13 protein-coding genes are annotated in these 16,409 nt (G+C 60.9%); 11 read left to right on the forward strand and 2 right to left on the reverse strand.

Going from position 1 to position 16,409, the window contains the following annotated elements:
* Window positions 1–18 precede the first annotated feature (18 nt).
* Window positions 19–2,238, reverse strand: a complete 2,220-nt coding sequence (locus KGB24_RS14030; protein ID WP_008041865.1) for a primosomal protein N' — start codon at window positions 2,236–2,238, stop codon at window positions 19–21.
* Window positions 2,239–2,523: 285 nt separating this feature from the next.
* Between KGB24_RS14030 and rpmE the strand changes: the two genes are divergently transcribed.
* From rpmE to KGB24_RS14045, 3 genes are all read left to right on the forward strand, one after another.
* Entirely contained in the window at window positions 2,524–2,742 is a 219-nt protein-coding gene (gene rpmE, locus KGB24_RS14035; RefSeq protein ID WP_008025207.1) for a 50S ribosomal protein L31, read from the forward strand.
* Window positions 2,743–2,753: 11 nt separating this feature from the next.
* Complete coding sequence (locus KGB24_RS14040; protein ID WP_223414675.1) at window positions 2,754–3,566, forward strand: thermonuclease family protein; 813 nt, start codon at window positions 2,754–2,756, stop codon at window positions 3,564–3,566.
* 182 nt (window positions 3,567–3,748) lie between these two features.
* Window positions 3,749–5,017 carry a malic enzyme-like NAD(P)-binding protein gene (locus KGB24_RS14045; protein ID WP_008025204.1) on the forward strand — a complete coding sequence of 423 codons (1,269 nt, stop codon included), beginning with the start codon at window positions 3,749–3,751 and terminating at the stop codon, window positions 5,015–5,017.
* A gap of 266 nt (window positions 5,018–5,283) precedes the next feature.
* On the opposite strand, the gene KGB24_RS14050 is transcribed toward KGB24_RS14045, so the two are convergent.
* A complete protein-coding gene (locus tag KGB24_RS14050) occupies window positions 5,284–7,719 on the reverse strand; it encodes a penicillin-binding protein 1A (protein ID WP_404943241.1) in 2,436 nt (811 codons plus the stop codon).
* Window positions 7,720–7,937: 218 nt separating this feature from the next.
* On the opposite strand from KGB24_RS14050, the gene KGB24_RS14055 reads away from it, so the two are divergent.
* The 8 genes from KGB24_RS14055 to KGB24_RS14090 all read left to right on the forward strand — a co-directional run bounded on the left by KGB24_RS14055 (window position 7,938) and on the right by KGB24_RS14090 (window position 16,209).
* On the forward strand, window positions 7,938–9,002 hold the full coding sequence (locus KGB24_RS14055; RefSeq protein ID WP_008041861.1) for a pilus assembly protein PilM: 1,065 nt from the start codon (window positions 7,938–7,940) through the stop codon (window positions 9,000–9,002).
* The gene (locus tag KGB24_RS14060) at window positions 9,002–9,568 is read left to right on the forward strand and encodes a PilN domain-containing protein (RefSeq protein ID WP_223414673.1); all 567 of its coding nucleotides are present in this window, start codon (window positions 9,002–9,004) and stop codon (window positions 9,566–9,568) included. Before KGB24_RS14055 ends, KGB24_RS14060 begins: the two co-directional genes overlap by 1 nt.
* Window positions 9,565–10,188 carry a type 4a pilus biogenesis protein PilO gene (gene pilO, locus KGB24_RS14065; protein WP_223414672.1) on the forward strand — a complete coding sequence of 208 codons (624 nt, stop codon included), beginning with the start codon at window positions 9,565–9,567 and terminating at the stop codon, window positions 10,186–10,188. The genes KGB24_RS14060 and pilO overlap by 4 nt, the downstream gene beginning before the upstream one ends.
* Entirely contained in the window at window positions 10,185–10,712 is a 528-nt protein-coding gene (locus KGB24_RS14070; RefSeq protein WP_223414671.1) for a pilus assembly protein PilP, read from the forward strand. The genes pilO and KGB24_RS14070 overlap by 4 nt, the downstream gene beginning before the upstream one ends.
* A gap of 13 nt (window positions 10,713–10,725) precedes the next feature.
* The gene (pilQ, locus tag KGB24_RS14075; RefSeq protein WP_223414670.1) at window positions 10,726–12,810 is read left to right on the forward strand and encodes a type IV pilus secretin PilQ; all 2,085 of its coding nucleotides are present in this window, start codon (window positions 10,726–10,728) and stop codon (window positions 12,808–12,810) included.
* A gap of 4 nt (window positions 12,811–12,814) precedes the next feature.
* The gene (gene aroK, locus KGB24_RS14080; RefSeq protein ID WP_032828585.1) at window positions 12,815–13,333 is read left to right on the forward strand and encodes a shikimate kinase AroK; all 519 of its coding nucleotides are present in this window, start codon (window positions 12,815–12,817) and stop codon (window positions 13,331–13,333) included.
* Window positions 13,334–13,484: 151 nt separating this feature from the next.
* The gene (gene aroB / locus KGB24_RS14085) at window positions 13,485–14,585 is read left to right on the forward strand and encodes a 3-dehydroquinate synthase (RefSeq protein WP_008041853.1); all 1,101 of its coding nucleotides are present in this window, start codon (window positions 13,485–13,487) and stop codon (window positions 14,583–14,585) included.
* 10 nt (window positions 14,586–14,595) lie between these two features.
* Complete coding sequence (locus KGB24_RS14090) at window positions 14,596–16,209, forward strand: AAA family ATPase (protein WP_223414669.1); 1,614 nt, start codon at window positions 14,596–14,598, stop codon at window positions 16,207–16,209.
* Window positions 16,210–16,409 lie beyond the last annotated feature (200 nt).

A 16,409-nucleotide genomic window follows, 5' to 3' on the forward strand; every position in this document is an offset into this window, starting at 1 on the left:
GCGAAGGCAATATTGAAATCAATACAAATCCACAGGATCGACATCCAAAGACCAGCGCACCGCCCGCCCACTCGGCATCTGCTCCAGCACCAGCAACCAACTGGCCAGCAACCGGTGCAGCGGCGCCCGGGCCGTTGCCTGCAACAATAACTGCGCGCGATAACGCCCGGCCCGACGTTCCATCGGTGCGGGCACCGGCCCGAGTAGTTCTATCCCGGTCAGATTCTGTTCAGCCAGCAAACGCTCGGCCTCGCTGCACGCCTCGTCCAGGAAGCCTTCAGCCTGCCCCGGTTTGTGCGCTTCGGCCCGCAGCAGCGCCAAATGCGCAAACGGCGGCAAACCGGCAGCGCGTCGTTCGCTCAGCGCCTGTTCGGCGAACGCGAAGTAGCCTTGTTCAGTCAGTTGCACCAGCAGCGGATGGTCCGCCAGATGGGTCTGGATAATCACTTTGCCCGGCTCTTCAGCCCGCCCCGCACGGCCGGCGACCTGCACGATCAGTTGCGCCATGCGCTCACTGGCGCGGAAGTCACCGGAGAACAAACCACCGTCCGCATCGAGAATCGACACCAGCGTCACCCGTGGAAAGTGATGCCCTTTGGCAAGCATTTGCGTGCCCACCAGAATGCACGGGTGACCCTTCTGAATGGTCGCGAACAACTGATTCATCGCGTCCTTGCGCGACGTGCTGTCGCGGTCGACCCGCAGCACCGGCACATCCGGGAACAGAATGGCCAGGCGTTCTTCGGCGCGCTCGGTGCCAGCGCCCACCGGCCGCAAATCCACTTTGCCGCACTTCGGGCAGTGCCGGGGTACGCGTTCGACGTAGCCGCAATGGTGGCAGCGCAGTTCGCCGGAGCGCTGGTGCACGGTCATTCGCGCATCGCAGCGCTGGCATTCGGACATCCAGCCGCAGTCGTGGCACAGCAGCGTCGGGGCGAAACCTCGACGGTTGAGGAACACCAATACTTGCTGGCCGGCCGCGAGTGTCTGGCCGATGGCTTGGTGCATCGGCCCGGAAATGCCGCTGTCGAGTGGGCGACTTTTCACATCCAGGCGCAGGAAACGCGGCTGCTTGGCGCCGCCAGCACGCTCATTGAGGCGTAGGAGGCCGTAACGTCCGGTGTAGGCGTTGTGCAGGCTTTCCAGCGAAGGCGTGGCGGAACCGAGCACGATCGGGATGTTTTCCTGCCGTGCGCGCACCAATGCCAGGTCACGGGCGTGATAGCGCAGGCCTTCCTGCTGTTTATAAGAACCGTCGTGCTCTTCGTCGATGATGATCAGGCCGGGGTTTTTCATCGGCGTGAACAGCGCCGAACGGGTGCCGATAATAATGTCGGCGTCGCCGTCGCGCGCGGCGAGCCAGGCTTCGAGGCGCTCGCGATCGTTGACCGCCGAGTGGATCAGCGCGATGCGTGCATTGAACCGTTGTTCGAAGCGCGCCAGGGTCTGCGGGCCGAGGTTGATCTCCGGGATCAACACCAGTGCTTGCTTGCCGGCTTCGAGGGTTTCGCGGATCAACTGCAAATAGACTTCGGTCTTGCCGCTGCCGGTGACCCCGGCCAGCAGGAACGCGTGATAACTGTCGAACCCGGCGCGAATCGCTTCATAGGCGGCGCGTTGTTCAGGGTTGAGCGGCAATTCCGGTTGCGCCAGCCAATGCTCGTGGCGTGCGCCGGGGGCGTGCTTGCGGATCTCCACTTGCACCAGATCCTTGGCCAGCAGCAGGTCGAGGCTGTCCTTGCTCAGCATCAGCTTGCTCAGCAACTGATGGGCGACACCGTGAGGGTGCTGCGCCAGGGTTGCCAACGCCTCACGCTGACGCGGGGCCCGGGCGATGCGCGGGTCATCGAGGCTGGCGCCAGGCGCGGCGGACCAGAAACGTTCCTGGCGCGCTTCGGCCAGCTCGCCCTGACGCAACAACACCGGCAGCGCCCAGCTCAAGGTATCGCCGAGGCTGTGCTGATAATACTGAGAGGTCCACAGGCACAGCTTGAACAGCGCTGGCGGCAAGGGCGGCGTGGCGTCGAGCAGGGCCAGGGCCGGTTTGAGCTTTTCTGCCGGCACTTCGCTGGTGTCGGTGACCTCCACCAGAATCCCGATCATCTCCCGCCGGCCGAAAGGCACGCGCAGGCGCATGCCCGGTTGCAACTGGGCGCGCAGGACACCGGCCGGGGCACGGTAATCGAACAGGCGGCGCAGGGGCGAAGGCAGGGCGAGGCGCAAAATGGCGTCGGGCACGCGGGGGGTCTCGATCAACAAAAAATAGGGGGCGTGACATATAACCTGTAGGAGTGAGCCTGCTCGCGATAGCAATCTTGCAGTCAACATTGCGGCGACTGGCAGACCGTTATCGCGAGCAGGCTCACTCCTACAGGGGATCGCGTATTGGGTCGGGAGCCTAGCAGACGGTCGGTCTCAGCGACAGCTTGCGTGATTGAGATTGTCTGGTAGAATCCGCGGCCTAATTACGTGCGGTATTCAACAATAGTGTTGGGTGGCGGCACGCAGCCTGAGGAAGACACCATGAAAGCTGATATCCATCCAGAATACCCAGCCATCGCTGTTACCTGCAGCTGTGGCAACAAGTTCGAAACTCGTTCGACCTTCGGCAAAGCCCTGGCGATCGACGTTTGCAACGAATGCCACCCGTTCTACACCGGTAAGCAAAAGACTCTGGACACTGGCGGCCGCGTTCAGCGCTTCGCAGACCGTTTCGGTGCTTTCGGCGCGAAAAAGGCCTAAGGCCAATCATTTTGGAAGGTCGTTCCGGCTTCTCCAGACTGATAAAAAAGGCGTCCCTTGCGGGCGCCTTTTTTGTGTCCGCGATTTGGCTTTCGGGCGCCCAGGCCTTCTGCCCGGTGCCGAGCGGGCTGACGTCGGTCGCGGTGCAGCGGGTGGTGGATGGCGACACGCTGCGCCTGAGCGATGGCCGCAGCGTGCGCATGATCGGCTTGAATACGCCCGAGCTGGGCAAGCAGGGCCGCTCCGACGAGCCGTTCGCCGTGGCGGCGCGCAAGCGCCTGGAAGCATTGGTCGCTGCCAGCGGCGGGCGGGTCGGTGTGCTGCCGGGTAAAGAGAGCAAGGATCACTACGGTCGTACCCTTGCGCATCTTTATGGCGCCAAGGGTGCCAACCTCGAAGCGCAGATGCTCGCAGAAGGGCTCGGTTTCCAGGTGGCGGTCGCCCCGAATGTCGATCTGGTGGCCTGTCAGCAAGCAGCGGAACGCAGTGCGCGGCAAGCCGGGCTCGGTGTGTGGCGCCAGTCGCCTGTACTGAAAGCGGAGCAGATCAACACGTCCGGCTTCGCGGTGGTCAGTGGGCGTGTGAGCAAGGTTCAGCGCAATCGCGGCGGTGTTTGGATCGAGTTGCAGGATTCTCTTGTACTGCGTGTTGCGCCCAATTTGCTGGGGCAATTTGATGGTGCGGCGCTGGAGCGCCTGAAAGGCAAGCAGGTCGAGGCCCGTGGCTGGATCGTGGACCGTTCGCGCCGTGGCGGATTGCAAGCGGGGCAAGCGCGCTGGCTCCTTCCATTGACCGATCCGGCGATGTTGCAAGCGGCGCCTTGATAAAAAATTGTAGACATTTTTATTGTCGATTGTGAACAGTCTATCCCTTGTGTTCCGTGGCTCTTGGCCCAAAGTCGTAGGGCGGGGCGCTTGACAGGGGTGACTGGTCAGTCTTGTGGGGACTTTGCGAGGCGCGTATCCTCGCTGACCAGTCTGTCCAACAGTAAAAGCGGAATGCCCCCATGTCTGATCTGAAAACTGCCGCTCTCGAATATCACGCCCATCCTCGTCCAGGTAAGCTGAGTGTCGAGCTCACCAAGGCCACCGCTACCGCCCGCGACCTGTCGCTGGCCTACAGCCCCGGCGTAGCCGAACCAGTACGCGAAATCGCCCGCGATCCTGAACTGGCCTACAAATACACCGGTAAAGGCAACCTGGTTGCAGTCATTTCCGATGGCACCGCGATTCTGGGCCTGGGTAACCTCGGCCCATTGGCTTCCAAGCCAGTGATGGAAGGTAAGGGCGTGCTGTTCAAGCGCTTCGCCGGCATCGACGTTTTCGACATCGAAGTCGACTCCGAAAGCCCGCAAGCCTTCATCGACACCGTCAAGCGCATCTCCATCACCTTCGGTGGCATCAACCTGGAAGACATCAAGGCACCTGAGTGCTTTGAGATCGAACGCGCTCTGATCGAGCAGTGCGACATCCCGGTATTCCACGATGACCAGCACGGCACCGCAATCGTGACTGCCGCCGGCATGATCAACGCCCTGGAAATCGCTGGCAAAACCCTCGCCGACGCCAAGATCGTCTGCCTGGGTGCCGGTGCGGCCGCCATCTCTTGCATGAAATTGCTGGTGAGCATGGGCGCCAACATCGAAAACATCTACATGGTTGACCGTACCGGCGTGATCCACTCCGGCCGTGACGACCTGAACCAGTACAAGGCTGTCTTCGCTCACGCGACCGACAAGCGCACCTTGGCTGACGCCCTGCAAGGCGCAGACGTGTTCGTCGGCCTGTCCGGTCCGAACCTGCTGAGCGCTGAAGGCCTGCTGTCCATGGCGGCCAACCCGATCGTGTTCGCGTGCTCGAACCCGGATCCGGAAATCTCCCCGGAACTGGCACACGCCACCCGTAACGACGTGATCATGGCGACCGGCCGTTCGGACTACCCGAACCAGGTCAACAACGTACTGGGCTTCCCGTTCATCTTCCGTGGTGCCCTGGACGTTCGCGCCAAGCGCATCAACGAAGAAATGAAAGTGGCAGCAGCCAACGCCCTGCGTGAACTGGCCAAACTGCCGGTTCCTCAGGAAGTGTGCGACGCTTACGGCGGCATCAAGCTGGAATTCGGTCGTGAGTACATCATTCCGAAGCCAATGGACAAGCGTCTGATCACCCTGATCTCCGATGCCGTGGCCAAGGCTGCAATCGAGACCGGCGTGGCAACCCTGCCGTATCCGAAGAACTACCCGCTGAAAAGCGTGGATGATGTGTTCAACGGCTAAGCCGTTGTAACGCTTCAACCGAAGCCCCGGCTCTTTTGAACCGGGGTTTTTTATTGCCTATGGTTTGTGTGTTGCCTGTGCGGGCCTCTTCGCGGGCAAGCCTCGCTCCTACAGGTTTTGTGCCGGTCGCGAAAACTGCGTACAACACAAAACCCGTAGGAGCGAGGCTTGCCCGCGAAGAGGCCCTAAAAGACAACGCAAAACCTGCAGGCAACAAAAAGCCCCGCACTTCTCTCGAAGGCGGGGCTTTTCGGGTGGTGCTGCGATCAGAACAGATCGATCGGCGCCGCTTCATCCGCTGGCAGCGGGCTGCCCGGCGCATTGCCGTTGCCCAGCTCATTCACCGACGGTGGCGTATCTTCGGCCTTGAACAGTTCGAAGTACGCTCCAGGCGTGCCTGGGGTGGCTGCCCGGCCGCTGACCGGGTCAACCCGCAGGCTGAGGATGCCTTCCGGCTCTGGTTGCGTGTGCGGCGGCTTGTCTTTGAGCGCGGCGCCCATGTAGTTCATCCAGATCGGCAGGGCAACGGTGCCGCCGAACTCGCGTTTGCCCAGGCTTTCCGGTTGGTCGAAACCGGTCCAGACGGTGGTCACGTAATCGGCGTTATAGCCCGAGAACCAGGCATCCTTCGATTCGTTGGTCGTACCGGTTTTGCCTGCAATGTCGGGGCGCCCCAAGGCCAGTGCGCGACGGCCGGTGCCGAGTTTGATCACGTCCTCGAGCATGCTGTTGAGGATGTAAGTGGTGCGACCATCGACAATGCGTTCGGCCACGGCCGGCGCCTGAGGTGTTGGCAGGCCTGGAGCTTCGCCCGGCGTTGCATTGACCGTAAAGGCCTCGGCGGTCGGCGCGGCGATGCCGTCGGTGGCCACATCGCCTTTCGGCACGCTTGGCGGATTGGCGACGAACAGCGTGTCGCCGTTGCGGCTTTCGATCTTGTCGATGATGTACGGGGTGATCTTGAAGCCGCCGTTGGCGAACGTGCTCCAGCCGGTGGCGATTTCCATTGGCGTCAGGGTCGCGGTACCCAGGGCCAGCGACAGGTTGCGCGGCAGGTCCTGCTTGTTGAAGCCGAACTTGCTGATGTAGTCGATGGTGCGATCGACGCCCAGCGCCTGCACCAGGCGGATCGACACCAGGTTGCGCGACTTGTACAGCCCTTCACGCAGGCGGATCGGGCCGAGGAAGGTGTTGGTGTCGTTCTTCGGACGCCAGACCTTGTCCAGGTATTCGTCGACGAACACGATCGGTGCGTCGTTCACCAGGCTGGCGGCGGTGTAGCCGTTATCCAGCGCAGCGCTGTACACGAACGGTTTGAAGCTCGAACCTGGCTGGCGCTTGGCCTGCAGGGCGCGGTTGTAGTTGCTCTGCTCGAAGGCGAAACCGCCGACCAGCGAGCGAATTGCGCCGTTCTGCGGATCAAGGGAGACCAGTGCGCCCTGAGCTTGCGGGATCTGGCTGAATTTCAGCGAATTGTCCGGCTGACGCTGTACGCGAATCAGATCACCGACCTGAGCCACATCCGAGGGCTGCTTCGGGTTGGCGCCCATGCTGTTGGTGTTCAGGAACGGCCGCGCCCATTTCATGCTGTCCCAGCCGATGTGTTCGTCGCCGGTACGGGTCAGCACTTGCAGGCCGTTCTTCTCGACCTGCGTGACGATGGCCGGCTCAAGGCCGCTGATGGTGCGCTGCTTGGTCAGCTCTGAGATCCAGGCCTCGCGGGTCTTGCCCGGCAGGCGTGACTCGGGACCGCGATAGCCATGACGCTGATCGTAGGTCATCAGGCCTTCGTGGACGGCTGTGTTGGCCATTTCCTGCAGGTTGCTCGGCACGGTGGTCGTGACGCGGAAACCTTCGGTGTAGGCATCGCTGCCGTAGCGGCCGACCATTTCGGCGCGGGCCATTTCAGCAATGTACGGCGCGTTCACTTCCGGGGTCGGCACGTGATAGCTGGCGTTCAGCGGCTCGTTGATCGCGGCGGTGTAATCGCTCTCGGTGATCTTGCCGAGCTTGTACATGCGGCCAAGGATCCAGTCGCGACGCTCCTTGCTGCGAGCCGGGTTGGCCAGCGGGTTGAAGCGCGACGGAGCTTTCGGCAGGCCGGCGATCATCGCCATCTGCGCCAGGCTGACGTCACGAATCGACTTGCCGTAGTAAACCTGCGCCGCGGCCTCGATGCCGTAGGCGCGGTTGCCCAGATAGATCTTGTTGACGTACAGCTCGAGGATCTCGTCCTTGGTCAGCTGCCGTTCGATCTGCAGGGCCAGGAGGATTTCAGTGGTCTTGCGCGAGAAGCTGCGTTCGCTGGTCAGGAAGAAGTTCTTCGCCACCTGCATGGTGATGGTGCTGCCGCCGGACTGGATGTGTCCGCTTTTGACCAATTGGGTGGCGGCACGCATCAGGCTGCTGGGATCGACGCCGTAGTGGTTGGCGAAGTTGTCGTCTTCAGCACTTAGTAACGCATTAATGAAATTGGGTGGAATGTCGGCGAAACGGATCGGTGTACGGCGCATTTCGCCAAACTCTGCGATCAACTTGTTGTCGCTGCTGTAGACGCGCAATGGAATCTGCAACTGGATGCTTCGCAGAGCCTCCACAGAGGGTAATCCCGGACTAAGGTAAAGAAACGCGCCGCTCAGACCAAGGAGCAGTCCGCAGAAAACGGCGACGATGGACCAACCGAAGAATTTCAGCAGACGAATCAAGGCTTTGGGATATCCAGGGCAAAGAATGAATTAGGCAGCAGGGTTCAGATAAACAGGGAACGACCCGCGCTTGCAGTAAAAACCGGAAAAAAACGCTGGGCATTATAAGCATTTTTACGTCGAGAGCGTCATTTGCGCTGCTGTCAAGACGGGTGGTTTGAACGCAACGGACATTACAGAGTCCGTAAGACACGGATAGTCATAGGGAATTGGTAGTGCTAGGACTCTTCAATAAAAAAGCCAATACGCTTTTGGGGATCGACATCAGCTCCACGTCGGTGAAGCTGCTTGAGCTTAGCCGCCAGGGCGACCGCTATCGGGTCGAGGCTTATGCGGTAGAACCGCTACCCGCCAACGCGGTGGTCGAGAAAAATATCGCCGAGCTCGAAGGCGTGGGTCAGGCGCTTTCACGCGTGTTGCTCAAGGCCAGAACCAGCCTCAAGAATGTGGCCGTAGCCGTGGCCGGTTCTGCCGTCATCACCAAAACCATCGAAATGGATGCAGGTCTTTCCGACGACGAGCTGGAAAACCAACTGAAGATCGAGGCCGATCAATACATCCCTTATCCACTGGACGAAGTCGCCATCGACTTTGAAGTACAGGGCGTATCGGCACGCAACCCGGAACGGGTCAGTGTGCTGCTGGCAGCGTGTCGCAAGGAAAACGTCGAAGTCCGTGAAGCGGCGCTCGCACTGGCCGGCCTGACGGCGCGCGTGGTCGATGTCGAGGCTTACGCGCTGGAGCGCTCCTTCGGCCTGCTGACCGGGCATCTGGCGGCGTCTCGCGAAGATCTGACAGTCGCCGTGGTCGACATCGGCGCGACCATGACCACCCTGAGCGTGCTGCGCAACGGGAAAATCATCTACACCCGCGAACAGTTGTTCGGCGGTCGTCAACTGACGGAAGAAATCCAGCGGCGTTATGGCCTGACCGTTGAGCAAGCGGGGCTGGCGAAGAAGCAGGGCGGTTTGCCGGACGATTACGTCAGCGAAGTGTTGCAGCCCTTCCGTGATGCGCTGGTGCAGCAAGTGTCGCGTTCGTTGCAGTTTTTCTTTGCTTCCGGCCAGTACACCTCGGTCGACCATATCCTGTTGGCTGGCGGCACCGCTTCGGTTCCGGGGCTGGACCGATTGATCGAGGAGCGCCTGGGCACTTCGACGCAAGTGGCCAATCCATTCTCCGACATGACCCTGGGCAGCAAGGTCAACGCCGGTGCCCTGGCCAGCGATGCGCCGGCGCTGATGATCGCCTGCGGGTTAGCCCTCAGGAGCTTCGACTGATGGCGCGGATCAACCTTTTACCTTGGCGCGAAGAGCTGCGGGACGCACGTCGCAAACGCTTTTTGCTGGCGCTGGTCGGCGTGCTGGTGGGCGCTGTGGCAGTGGTGCTGGTCGCGGATCGGGCCCTCAACGGCGCCATCGACCGGCAGGTCGCCCGAAACGATTACATCGGTAAACAGATTGCGGTGGTCGACGAGCGGATCAAACAGATCAGCGACCTCAAGGCACGGCGTCAGCAACTGGTCGAACGCATGCGCATCATTCAGGACCTGCAGGGCAATCGTCCGATCAGCGGGCGGATCTTCGATCAGTTGGCGCGCACCTTGCCGGACGGGGTCTATTTCACCGAGGTGAAAATGGAAGGTAAAACCCTGTCCATCACCGGCGCGGCAGAATCCAATAACCGAGTTTCCGACTTGATGCGCAATCTGGATGCATCGGACTGGTTCGATGCGCCCACCCTGACAGAGGTCAAGGCGACCACCGCAGGCCAACTGGATCAGGCCAACGTCTTTCAGTTGACCGTGCGCCAGACCCAGCCTGCTGCCGTGGAGGCCGTTCAATGAAGCCGGCCGAATGGATCGAAGGGCTGCGCAAGATCGACATCAACGATCTGGACACCAACAACATGGGGTCCTGGCCGCCCGCCATCAAGGCGCTGGCGGGTCTTCTATTGATGATTCTGGTGTTGGCGCTGGGCTACAGCTTTTCCATCAGTGACCTTGAGAGCCAGCTTGAACTCAAGCGCGAGGAAGAGTCGACCCTCAAGGAGCAATTCGCCACCAAGGCCCACATGGCGGCGAATCTTGAGCTGTACACCCAGCAGATGAAGGAAATGGAGAACTCCTTCGGCGTACTCCTGCGGCAATTGCCCAGCGACACCGAAGTGCCCGGTCTGCTGGAGGACATCACGCGTACCGGCCTCGGAAGCGGGCTGGAGTTTGAAGAGATCAAACTGCTGCCTGAGGTCACTCAGCCGTTCTACATCGAACTGCCGATCCAGATCACTGTCACCGGTGCCTATCATGACCTCGCCACGTTCGTCAGTGGCGTGGCCGGGCTGCCACGGATCGTCACCCTGCATGACTTCGACCTTGCCCCGGCCAACCCCGAAGGCGGCTCGAAATTGCGCATGAGCATCCTCGCCAAGACTTACCGCTACAACGACAAGGGGCTGCAAAAATGAGCCCGATTCGTATTTTTCCGATGATCGGGATGTTGGCCGCCCTGGCCGGTTGTGGTGGCAGCAACGACTTCAGTGATCTCGACGCTTACATGAACGAAATGCGTCTACGTGCGCCCGGCAGGATTGAACCAACGCCGACATTCCGGTCTTACCCAACGTTCACCTACAGCGCCGCTAACTTGCGAAGCCCGTTTTCCCGGCAGCTCAGAGTTGATCTGGCCGGCCAAAAGCATGGCGCACGCAATGTCAAACCAGACCCCAGCCGGGTCAAGCAGTACCTCGAAGGTTTCAACATCGAGCAGTTTGAAATGGTCGGCACGATCTCCAATGCGGCGGGCTCCTTTGCGCTGTTGCGCGGGGCGGGCGGTGTGCATCGGCTGAAAGTCGGCGATTACCTGGGGCGCAACGATGGCCGGATCGTCGCCATCAGCGGCTCGCAAGTCGATGTGGTCGAAATCGTTCCTGACGGCGAAGGCGCCTGGCTGGAGCGGCCACGGACTATCCCTTTGAAAGAGCACTCATAGTGGAACTCGAATAATGAACAGGATTTTCTCAACCTTCGGTATTTCGCTATGGATAGCGTTGCTGTCGCCGATGGTACAAGCGGCCAACCTCAAAGCGCTGGATGTTGCCGCGCTGCCGGGAGACCGCGTCGAGTTGAAGTTGTCATTCGATGACGCGCCGCCGGCGCCCCACGGTTACACGACGGAGCAGCCTGCGCGGATTGCGCTGGATCTGCCTGGCGTGGTCAGCCGGTTGGCGAGCAAGACCCGTGATCTTGGCGGCGGCAACGCCCGCAGCGCCACAGTGGTAGAAGCCAAGGACCGCACGCGGCTGATCATCAACCTGACTCAATTGACCCCGTACACCGCACGGGTCGAAGGCAACAACCTGTTCGTTGTGGTCGGGCGGGGAGGCAGTAACGCTGCGGCGCCTGTCGCCAGGCCTTCACGGGTCGCCACGGCAACTGTGGCGCCGGCCAAGGCTTATGCGCCGGTGAGCAAGGCCATTCGCGGCGTGGATTTCCAGCGTGGAACCCAGGGCGAAGGCAACGTGGTCATCGACCTGTCGGACCCTTCCATCGCCCCGGACATTCAGGAGCGCGATGGCAAAATCGTCCTTAACTTTTCCAGAACCCAATTACCAGAACCTCTGCGAGTGCGCCTGGACGTCAAGGATTTCGCCACGCCGGTGCAGTTCGTCAACGCCAGTGCCACCGGGGACCGGGCGACCATCAGCATCGAGCCCAGCGGCGCCTTCGATTATTCGACCTACCAGACCGACAACAAGCTCACCGTCAGCATTCGCCCGATGACCGTCGATGACCTGCAAAAGCGCAACGCCGAACGTTTTGCCTACACCGGTGAAAAGCTCTCGCTGAACTTCCAGGACATTGATGTGCGCTCGGTGCTGCAACTGATCGCCGACTTCACCAACCTCAATCTGGTGGCCAGCGACACGGTGCAGGGCGGCATCACCTTGCGCCTGCAAAACGTGCCCTGGGATCAGGCGCTGGACCTGGTGCTGAAAACCAAGGGGCTGGACAAGCGCAAGATCGGCAACGTGTTGCTGGTGGCGCCGGCCGACGAGATTGCCGCGCGCGAACGTCAGGAGCTGGAGTCGCAGAAGCAGATTGCCGATCTGGCGCCATTGCGTCGTGAGCTGCTGCAGGTCAATTACGCCAAGGCGGCGGATATCGCCAAGTTGTTCACGTCGGTGACCAGTGCCGAGGCGAAAGTGGACGAGCGGGGGTCGATCACTGTCGATGACCGGACCAACAACATCATTGCCTATCAGACCCAGGATCGCCTCGACGAACTTCGCAGGATCGTCGCGCAACTGGACATCCCGGTGCGTCAGGTGATGATCGAGGCGCGAATCGTCGAAGCCAACGTCGACTATGACAAAAGCCTCGGCGTGCGCTGGGGCGGTTCGTTGCAGAACAAAGGCAACTGGAACACATCCGGGGTCAGCAACGGCGCCGATGCTTCGTCGACCATCGGCACGCCCGGCAGCACCAGTACCAACTCGCCGTTCGTCGATATGGGCGCCGCCGCCAACACCTCGGGGCTCGGTATCGCCTTCATCACCGACAATGTGCTGCTGGATCTTGAGCTGACCGCGATGGAGAAAACCGGTAACGGCGAAATCGTCTCACAGCCCAAAGTGGTCACGTCCGACAAGGAAACCGCCAAAATCCTCAAGGGCACCGAGATCCCGTACCAGGAAGCCAGCTCCAGCGGCGCCACATCGGTGTCCTTCAAAGAGGCCTCGCTGTCGCTGGAAGTGACGCCGCAGATCACCCCGGACAATCGGATCATCATGGAGGTCAAGGTCACCAAGGACGAACCGGACTACCTGAACAAGGTCCAGGATGTACCGCCGATCAAGAAAAACGAGGTCAACGCCAAGGTCCTGGTCAATGATGGCGAGACCATCGTAATCGGTGGCGTTTTCTCAAATACTCAGAGCAAGGTTGTAGATAAGGTGCCATTTCTCGGCGATGTGCCGTATCTTGGCCGCCTTTTCCGGCGTGACGTGGTTTCGGAGAAAAAATCCGAGCTGCTGGTATTTCTCACTCCGCGTATCATGAACAACCAGGCGATTGCTGTGAGTCATTGATTCTGTGCGAAATTTGATTCTTGTTGGACCGATGGGGGCTGGAAAAAGCACCATCGGCCGGTTGCTGGCCAAAGAGCTGCGCCTGCCATTCAAAGATTCCGATAAGGAAATTGAATTGCGCACGGGCGCCAATATCCCATGGATCTTCGATAAGGAAGGCGAACCGGGCTTTCGCGACCGCGAGCAGGCGATGATTGCCGAGCTGTGCGATTGCGACGGCGTGGTGCTGGCGACCGGCGGCGGTGCAGTCATGCGCGAAGCCAATCGTCGGGCGCTGCGTGCCGGTGGTCGGGTGGTTTATCTGCACGCTTCCGTGGAGCAGCAGGTCGGCCGCACTGCCCGCGACCGCAATCGGCCACTGTTGCGTACCGCCGATCCGGCCAAGACCCTTCGGGATTTGCTGGAGTTGCGCGATCCGCTTTATCGGGAAATCGCCGACCTGGTGGTTGAAACGGATGAGCGGCCGCCGCGTATGGTGGTGCTCGATATTCTCGAGCGCTTGCAGCAGCTGCCTCCCCGTTAAAGCGCAGCGCGAAATGCGCTATCCTCGGCGTCCTGCCATGACCGCTCAAGGTTGTGGCGGATGGCTACCGAACGGCGTCACACCATCAGATGCCCTGGATACTCGATAACTCAAGGCGGGACGCCTGATTTCATCTTCACTGTGGGGACACATGCAGACACTCAAGGTCGATCTAGGCGAGCGCAGCTACCCGATTCATATTGGCGAAGGTTTGTTGGATCAGCCTGAGCTGCTGGCCCCGCATATTCGCGGACGGCAAGTGGCGATCATCTCCAACGAAACCGTTGCGCCGCTCTATCTTGAACGTCTGACCCGCAGCCTTGCGCAGTATTCGGTGATTTCCGTGGTGCTGCCCGACGGCGAAGCCTTCAAGACCTGGGAAACCCTGCAACTGATTTTCGACGGCTTGCTGACCGCACGACACGACCGTCGCACGACCGTGATCGCCCTCGGTGGCGGCGTGATTGGCGACATGGCCGGGTTTGCCGCCGCCTGTTACCAGCGTGGCGTCGATTTCATCCAGGTTCCAACCACTCTGTTGTCGCAAGTCGACTCCTCGGTGGGCGGCAAGACGGGGATCAATCATCCGCTGGGCAAAAACATGGTCGGCGCGTTCTATCAGCCGAACGTGGTGCTGATCGATACCGCCTCCCTCAATACCCTGCCGGCCCGCGAGTTGTCCGCCGGGCTTGCTGAAGTCATCAAATACGGCTTGATCTGCGACGAGCCCTTCCTGACCTGGCTCGAAGAAAACGTCGATCGCCTGCGCGCCCTGGACCAGGTCGCCCTGACCTATGCCATCGAGCGCTCCTGCGCGGCGAAGGCAGCGGTGGTCGGCGCCGATGAAAAGGAAACCGGCGTTCGCGCCACGTTGAACCTGGGCCACACGTTCGGCCACGCCATCGAAACCCACATGGGCTATGGTGTCTGGTTGCATGGTGAAGCGGTCGCTGCCGGTACTGTAATGGCGTTGGAAATGTCCACGCGTCTGGGCTGGATCAGTGAGCAAGAGCGTGATCGCGGCATTCGCCTGTTCCAGCGTGCCGGCCTGCCGGTCATCCCGCCTGAAGAGATGACTGAAGCCGATTTTCTCGAACACATGGCAATTGACAAGAAAGTGATCGACGGTCGTTTGCGCCTGGTGCTGCTGCGCCACATGGGCGAAGCAGTGGTGACCGACGATTATCCGAAAGAGGTTCTACAGGCCACGCTGGGAGCGGATTACCGCGCCCTGGCTCAGCTTAAAGGTTAATAAGATCCCGATGACTAGTTTGCACGCCGACGAGGCTTTCCTCGGCCATTACCAGTTGAGTCATGACCCTTTTGCTCCACGGGTGCCTGGCTTCAAATTCTTCCCGGCCCAGCGCAAACCTGTGCTGGGTCAGCTGCACCACCTGGCCCGTTACAGCCAGTTGCTGCTGGTGGTCACCGGCCCGCAAGGCAGTGGCAAGACCCTGTTGCGTCAGGCCCTGGTGGCCAGCACCAATAAACAGTCCGTTCAAAGCGTGGTGGTTTCCGCCCGTGGCGCCGGTGATGCGGCGGGCGTGCTGCGTCAGGTGGCTCAGGCGCTGAACGTTGCCGAGGCCGAGACCGGCGCGATTCTGGCTCAGGTCGTGCAGCTCGCGCTGACCGGTCAGGAAGTCTATTTGCTGGTGGACGACGCCGAGCAGCTCGACGAGTCAGCGCTCGAAGCCTTGATGGAGTTGGCCGCCGGTGCGCCGGAAGGCCGCCCGCACGTGTTCCTGTTCGGCGAATCCTCGCTGATCGCTCAACTTGAGGCGCTGAGCCTTGAAGAAGAGCGCTTCCACGTCATCGAGCTGCAGCCTTACACCGAAGAAGAAACCCGCGAATATCTGGACCAGCGGCTCGAAGGTGCTGGACGGGGTATCGAACTTTTCACCGCAGAACAGATCTCTGATATTCACGAAAGCTCCGACGGTTGGCCTGGCAACATCAACCAGGTTGCCCGCGATGCAATGATCGAAGCCATGATTGCCAGCCGCTCAGCGGTCAAGCGTCCAAGTATGGGGTTCAACATGCCGAAGAAACACGTATTGGCGATTTCCGCCGTCGTCGTGGTCGCGGTAGCCGCCGCCTGGTTGATGCCGGGTCGCAGCAAAGCACCGACCACCGGCGCACCTGCCAACGAACAGGCGCAACTGCCGCTCGGCCAGGGCACGCCACAACCTAACAGCGGCGGTGCACCTGCCGTGGAATTCGCCGGTAATTCGCAACCGATGCCATTGCCGTTGGTCGGCAACTCGCAGCCGGTCATGCGTGGCCCGCTGGCTGAAGCCGCCGGTGGCATCACCGAGGGCGACGATGGCGTGCCGGTAGAGGGTTCCAGCGCTACACCGCCGACCGTGACCACCATCGCACCTCCTGCGGGCATCCAGGCCGGTCCTGCGCCGACGCCAGCCGCCAAGCCGACGCCGGCGCCTGCACCAGCGCCGACTCAGGTCGCGACGGCCAAGCCGGTTCCGACGGCGCCTGCAGTGAAGCCGGCACCAGCGCCTGCGCCAGCCAAGCCAGCGGCTGTCGCAACCGCCAAGCCTGCCGAGAAACCAGCGGCTGCGGCCAAGGCTGCCGGCGGCACCTGGTACGCCGGTCAGGCTCCGGGTAACTACGTGGTGCAGATCCTCGGCACCAGCTCCGAGGCGACCGCGCAAAACTTCGTGAAAGAGCAGGGCGGCGAGTACCGTTATTTCAAGAAAGTCCTCAACGGCAAGCCGCTTTACGTCATCACTTACGGTAACTTCGCCAACCGCGATGCCGCCGTTACCGCCATCAAGGCCTTGCCAGCGAAGGTTCAGGCTGGTAAACCTTGGCCTCGCACTGTCGCCAGCGTCCAACAGGAACTGGCAACAACTCGCTGAAGATTCGGCGGCCTTACCCAGGCCGCCTCTCCCGGCACCTCAAAATTTCTACAAGCGCATGCCGCCTCTACAGGCCGCGTGCCTTGTGGTGTCTGCGTCACAGTAGTCTTTGAGTCGTTGCAGTCAAAATTAAAAAAGTTTTGACTAGCACAGCAGATCGCTTTAAACCTTTCACAAATGCGACATAGATTTGCGACATT

The organism is Pseudomonas sp. BF-RE-25 (assembly GCF_019956105.1).
Taxonomy (GTDB): domain Bacteria; phylum Pseudomonadota; class Gammaproteobacteria; order Pseudomonadales; family Pseudomonadaceae; genus Aquipseudomonas; species Aquipseudomonas migulae.

What these genes read in the sequence shown, in the direction of transcription:
- KGB24_RS14060 (WP_223414673.1), top strand. Translation starts at nt 9,002, where the DNA reads ATGGCGCGGATCAACCTTTTACCTTGGCGCGAAGAGCTGCGGGACGCA.
- rpmE (WP_008025207.1), top strand. Translation starts at nt 2,524, where the DNA reads ATGAAAGCTGATATCCATCCAGAATACCCAGCCATCGCTGTTACCTGC.
- aroB (WP_008041853.1), top strand. Translation starts at nt 13,485, where the DNA reads ATGCAGACACTCAAGGTCGATCTAGGCGAGCGCAGCTACCCGATTCAT.
- pilO (WP_223414672.1), top strand. Translation starts at nt 9,565, where the DNA reads ATGAAGCCGGCCGAATGGATCGAAGGGCTGCGCAAGATCGACATCAAC.
- pilQ (WP_223414670.1), top strand. Translation starts at nt 10,726, where the DNA reads ATGAACAGGATTTTCTCAACCTTCGGTATTTCGCTATGGATAGCGTTG.
- KGB24_RS14070 (WP_223414671.1), top strand. Translation starts at nt 10,185, where the DNA reads ATGAGCCCGATTCGTATTTTTCCGATGATCGGGATGTTGGCCGCCCTG.
- KGB24_RS14090 (WP_223414669.1), top strand. Translation starts at nt 14,596, where the DNA reads ATGACTAGTTTGCACGCCGACGAGGCTTTCCTCGGCCATTACCAGTTG.
- KGB24_RS14045 (WP_008025204.1), top strand. Translation starts at nt 3,749, where the DNA reads ATGTCTGATCTGAAAACTGCCGCTCTCGAATATCACGCCCATCCTCGT.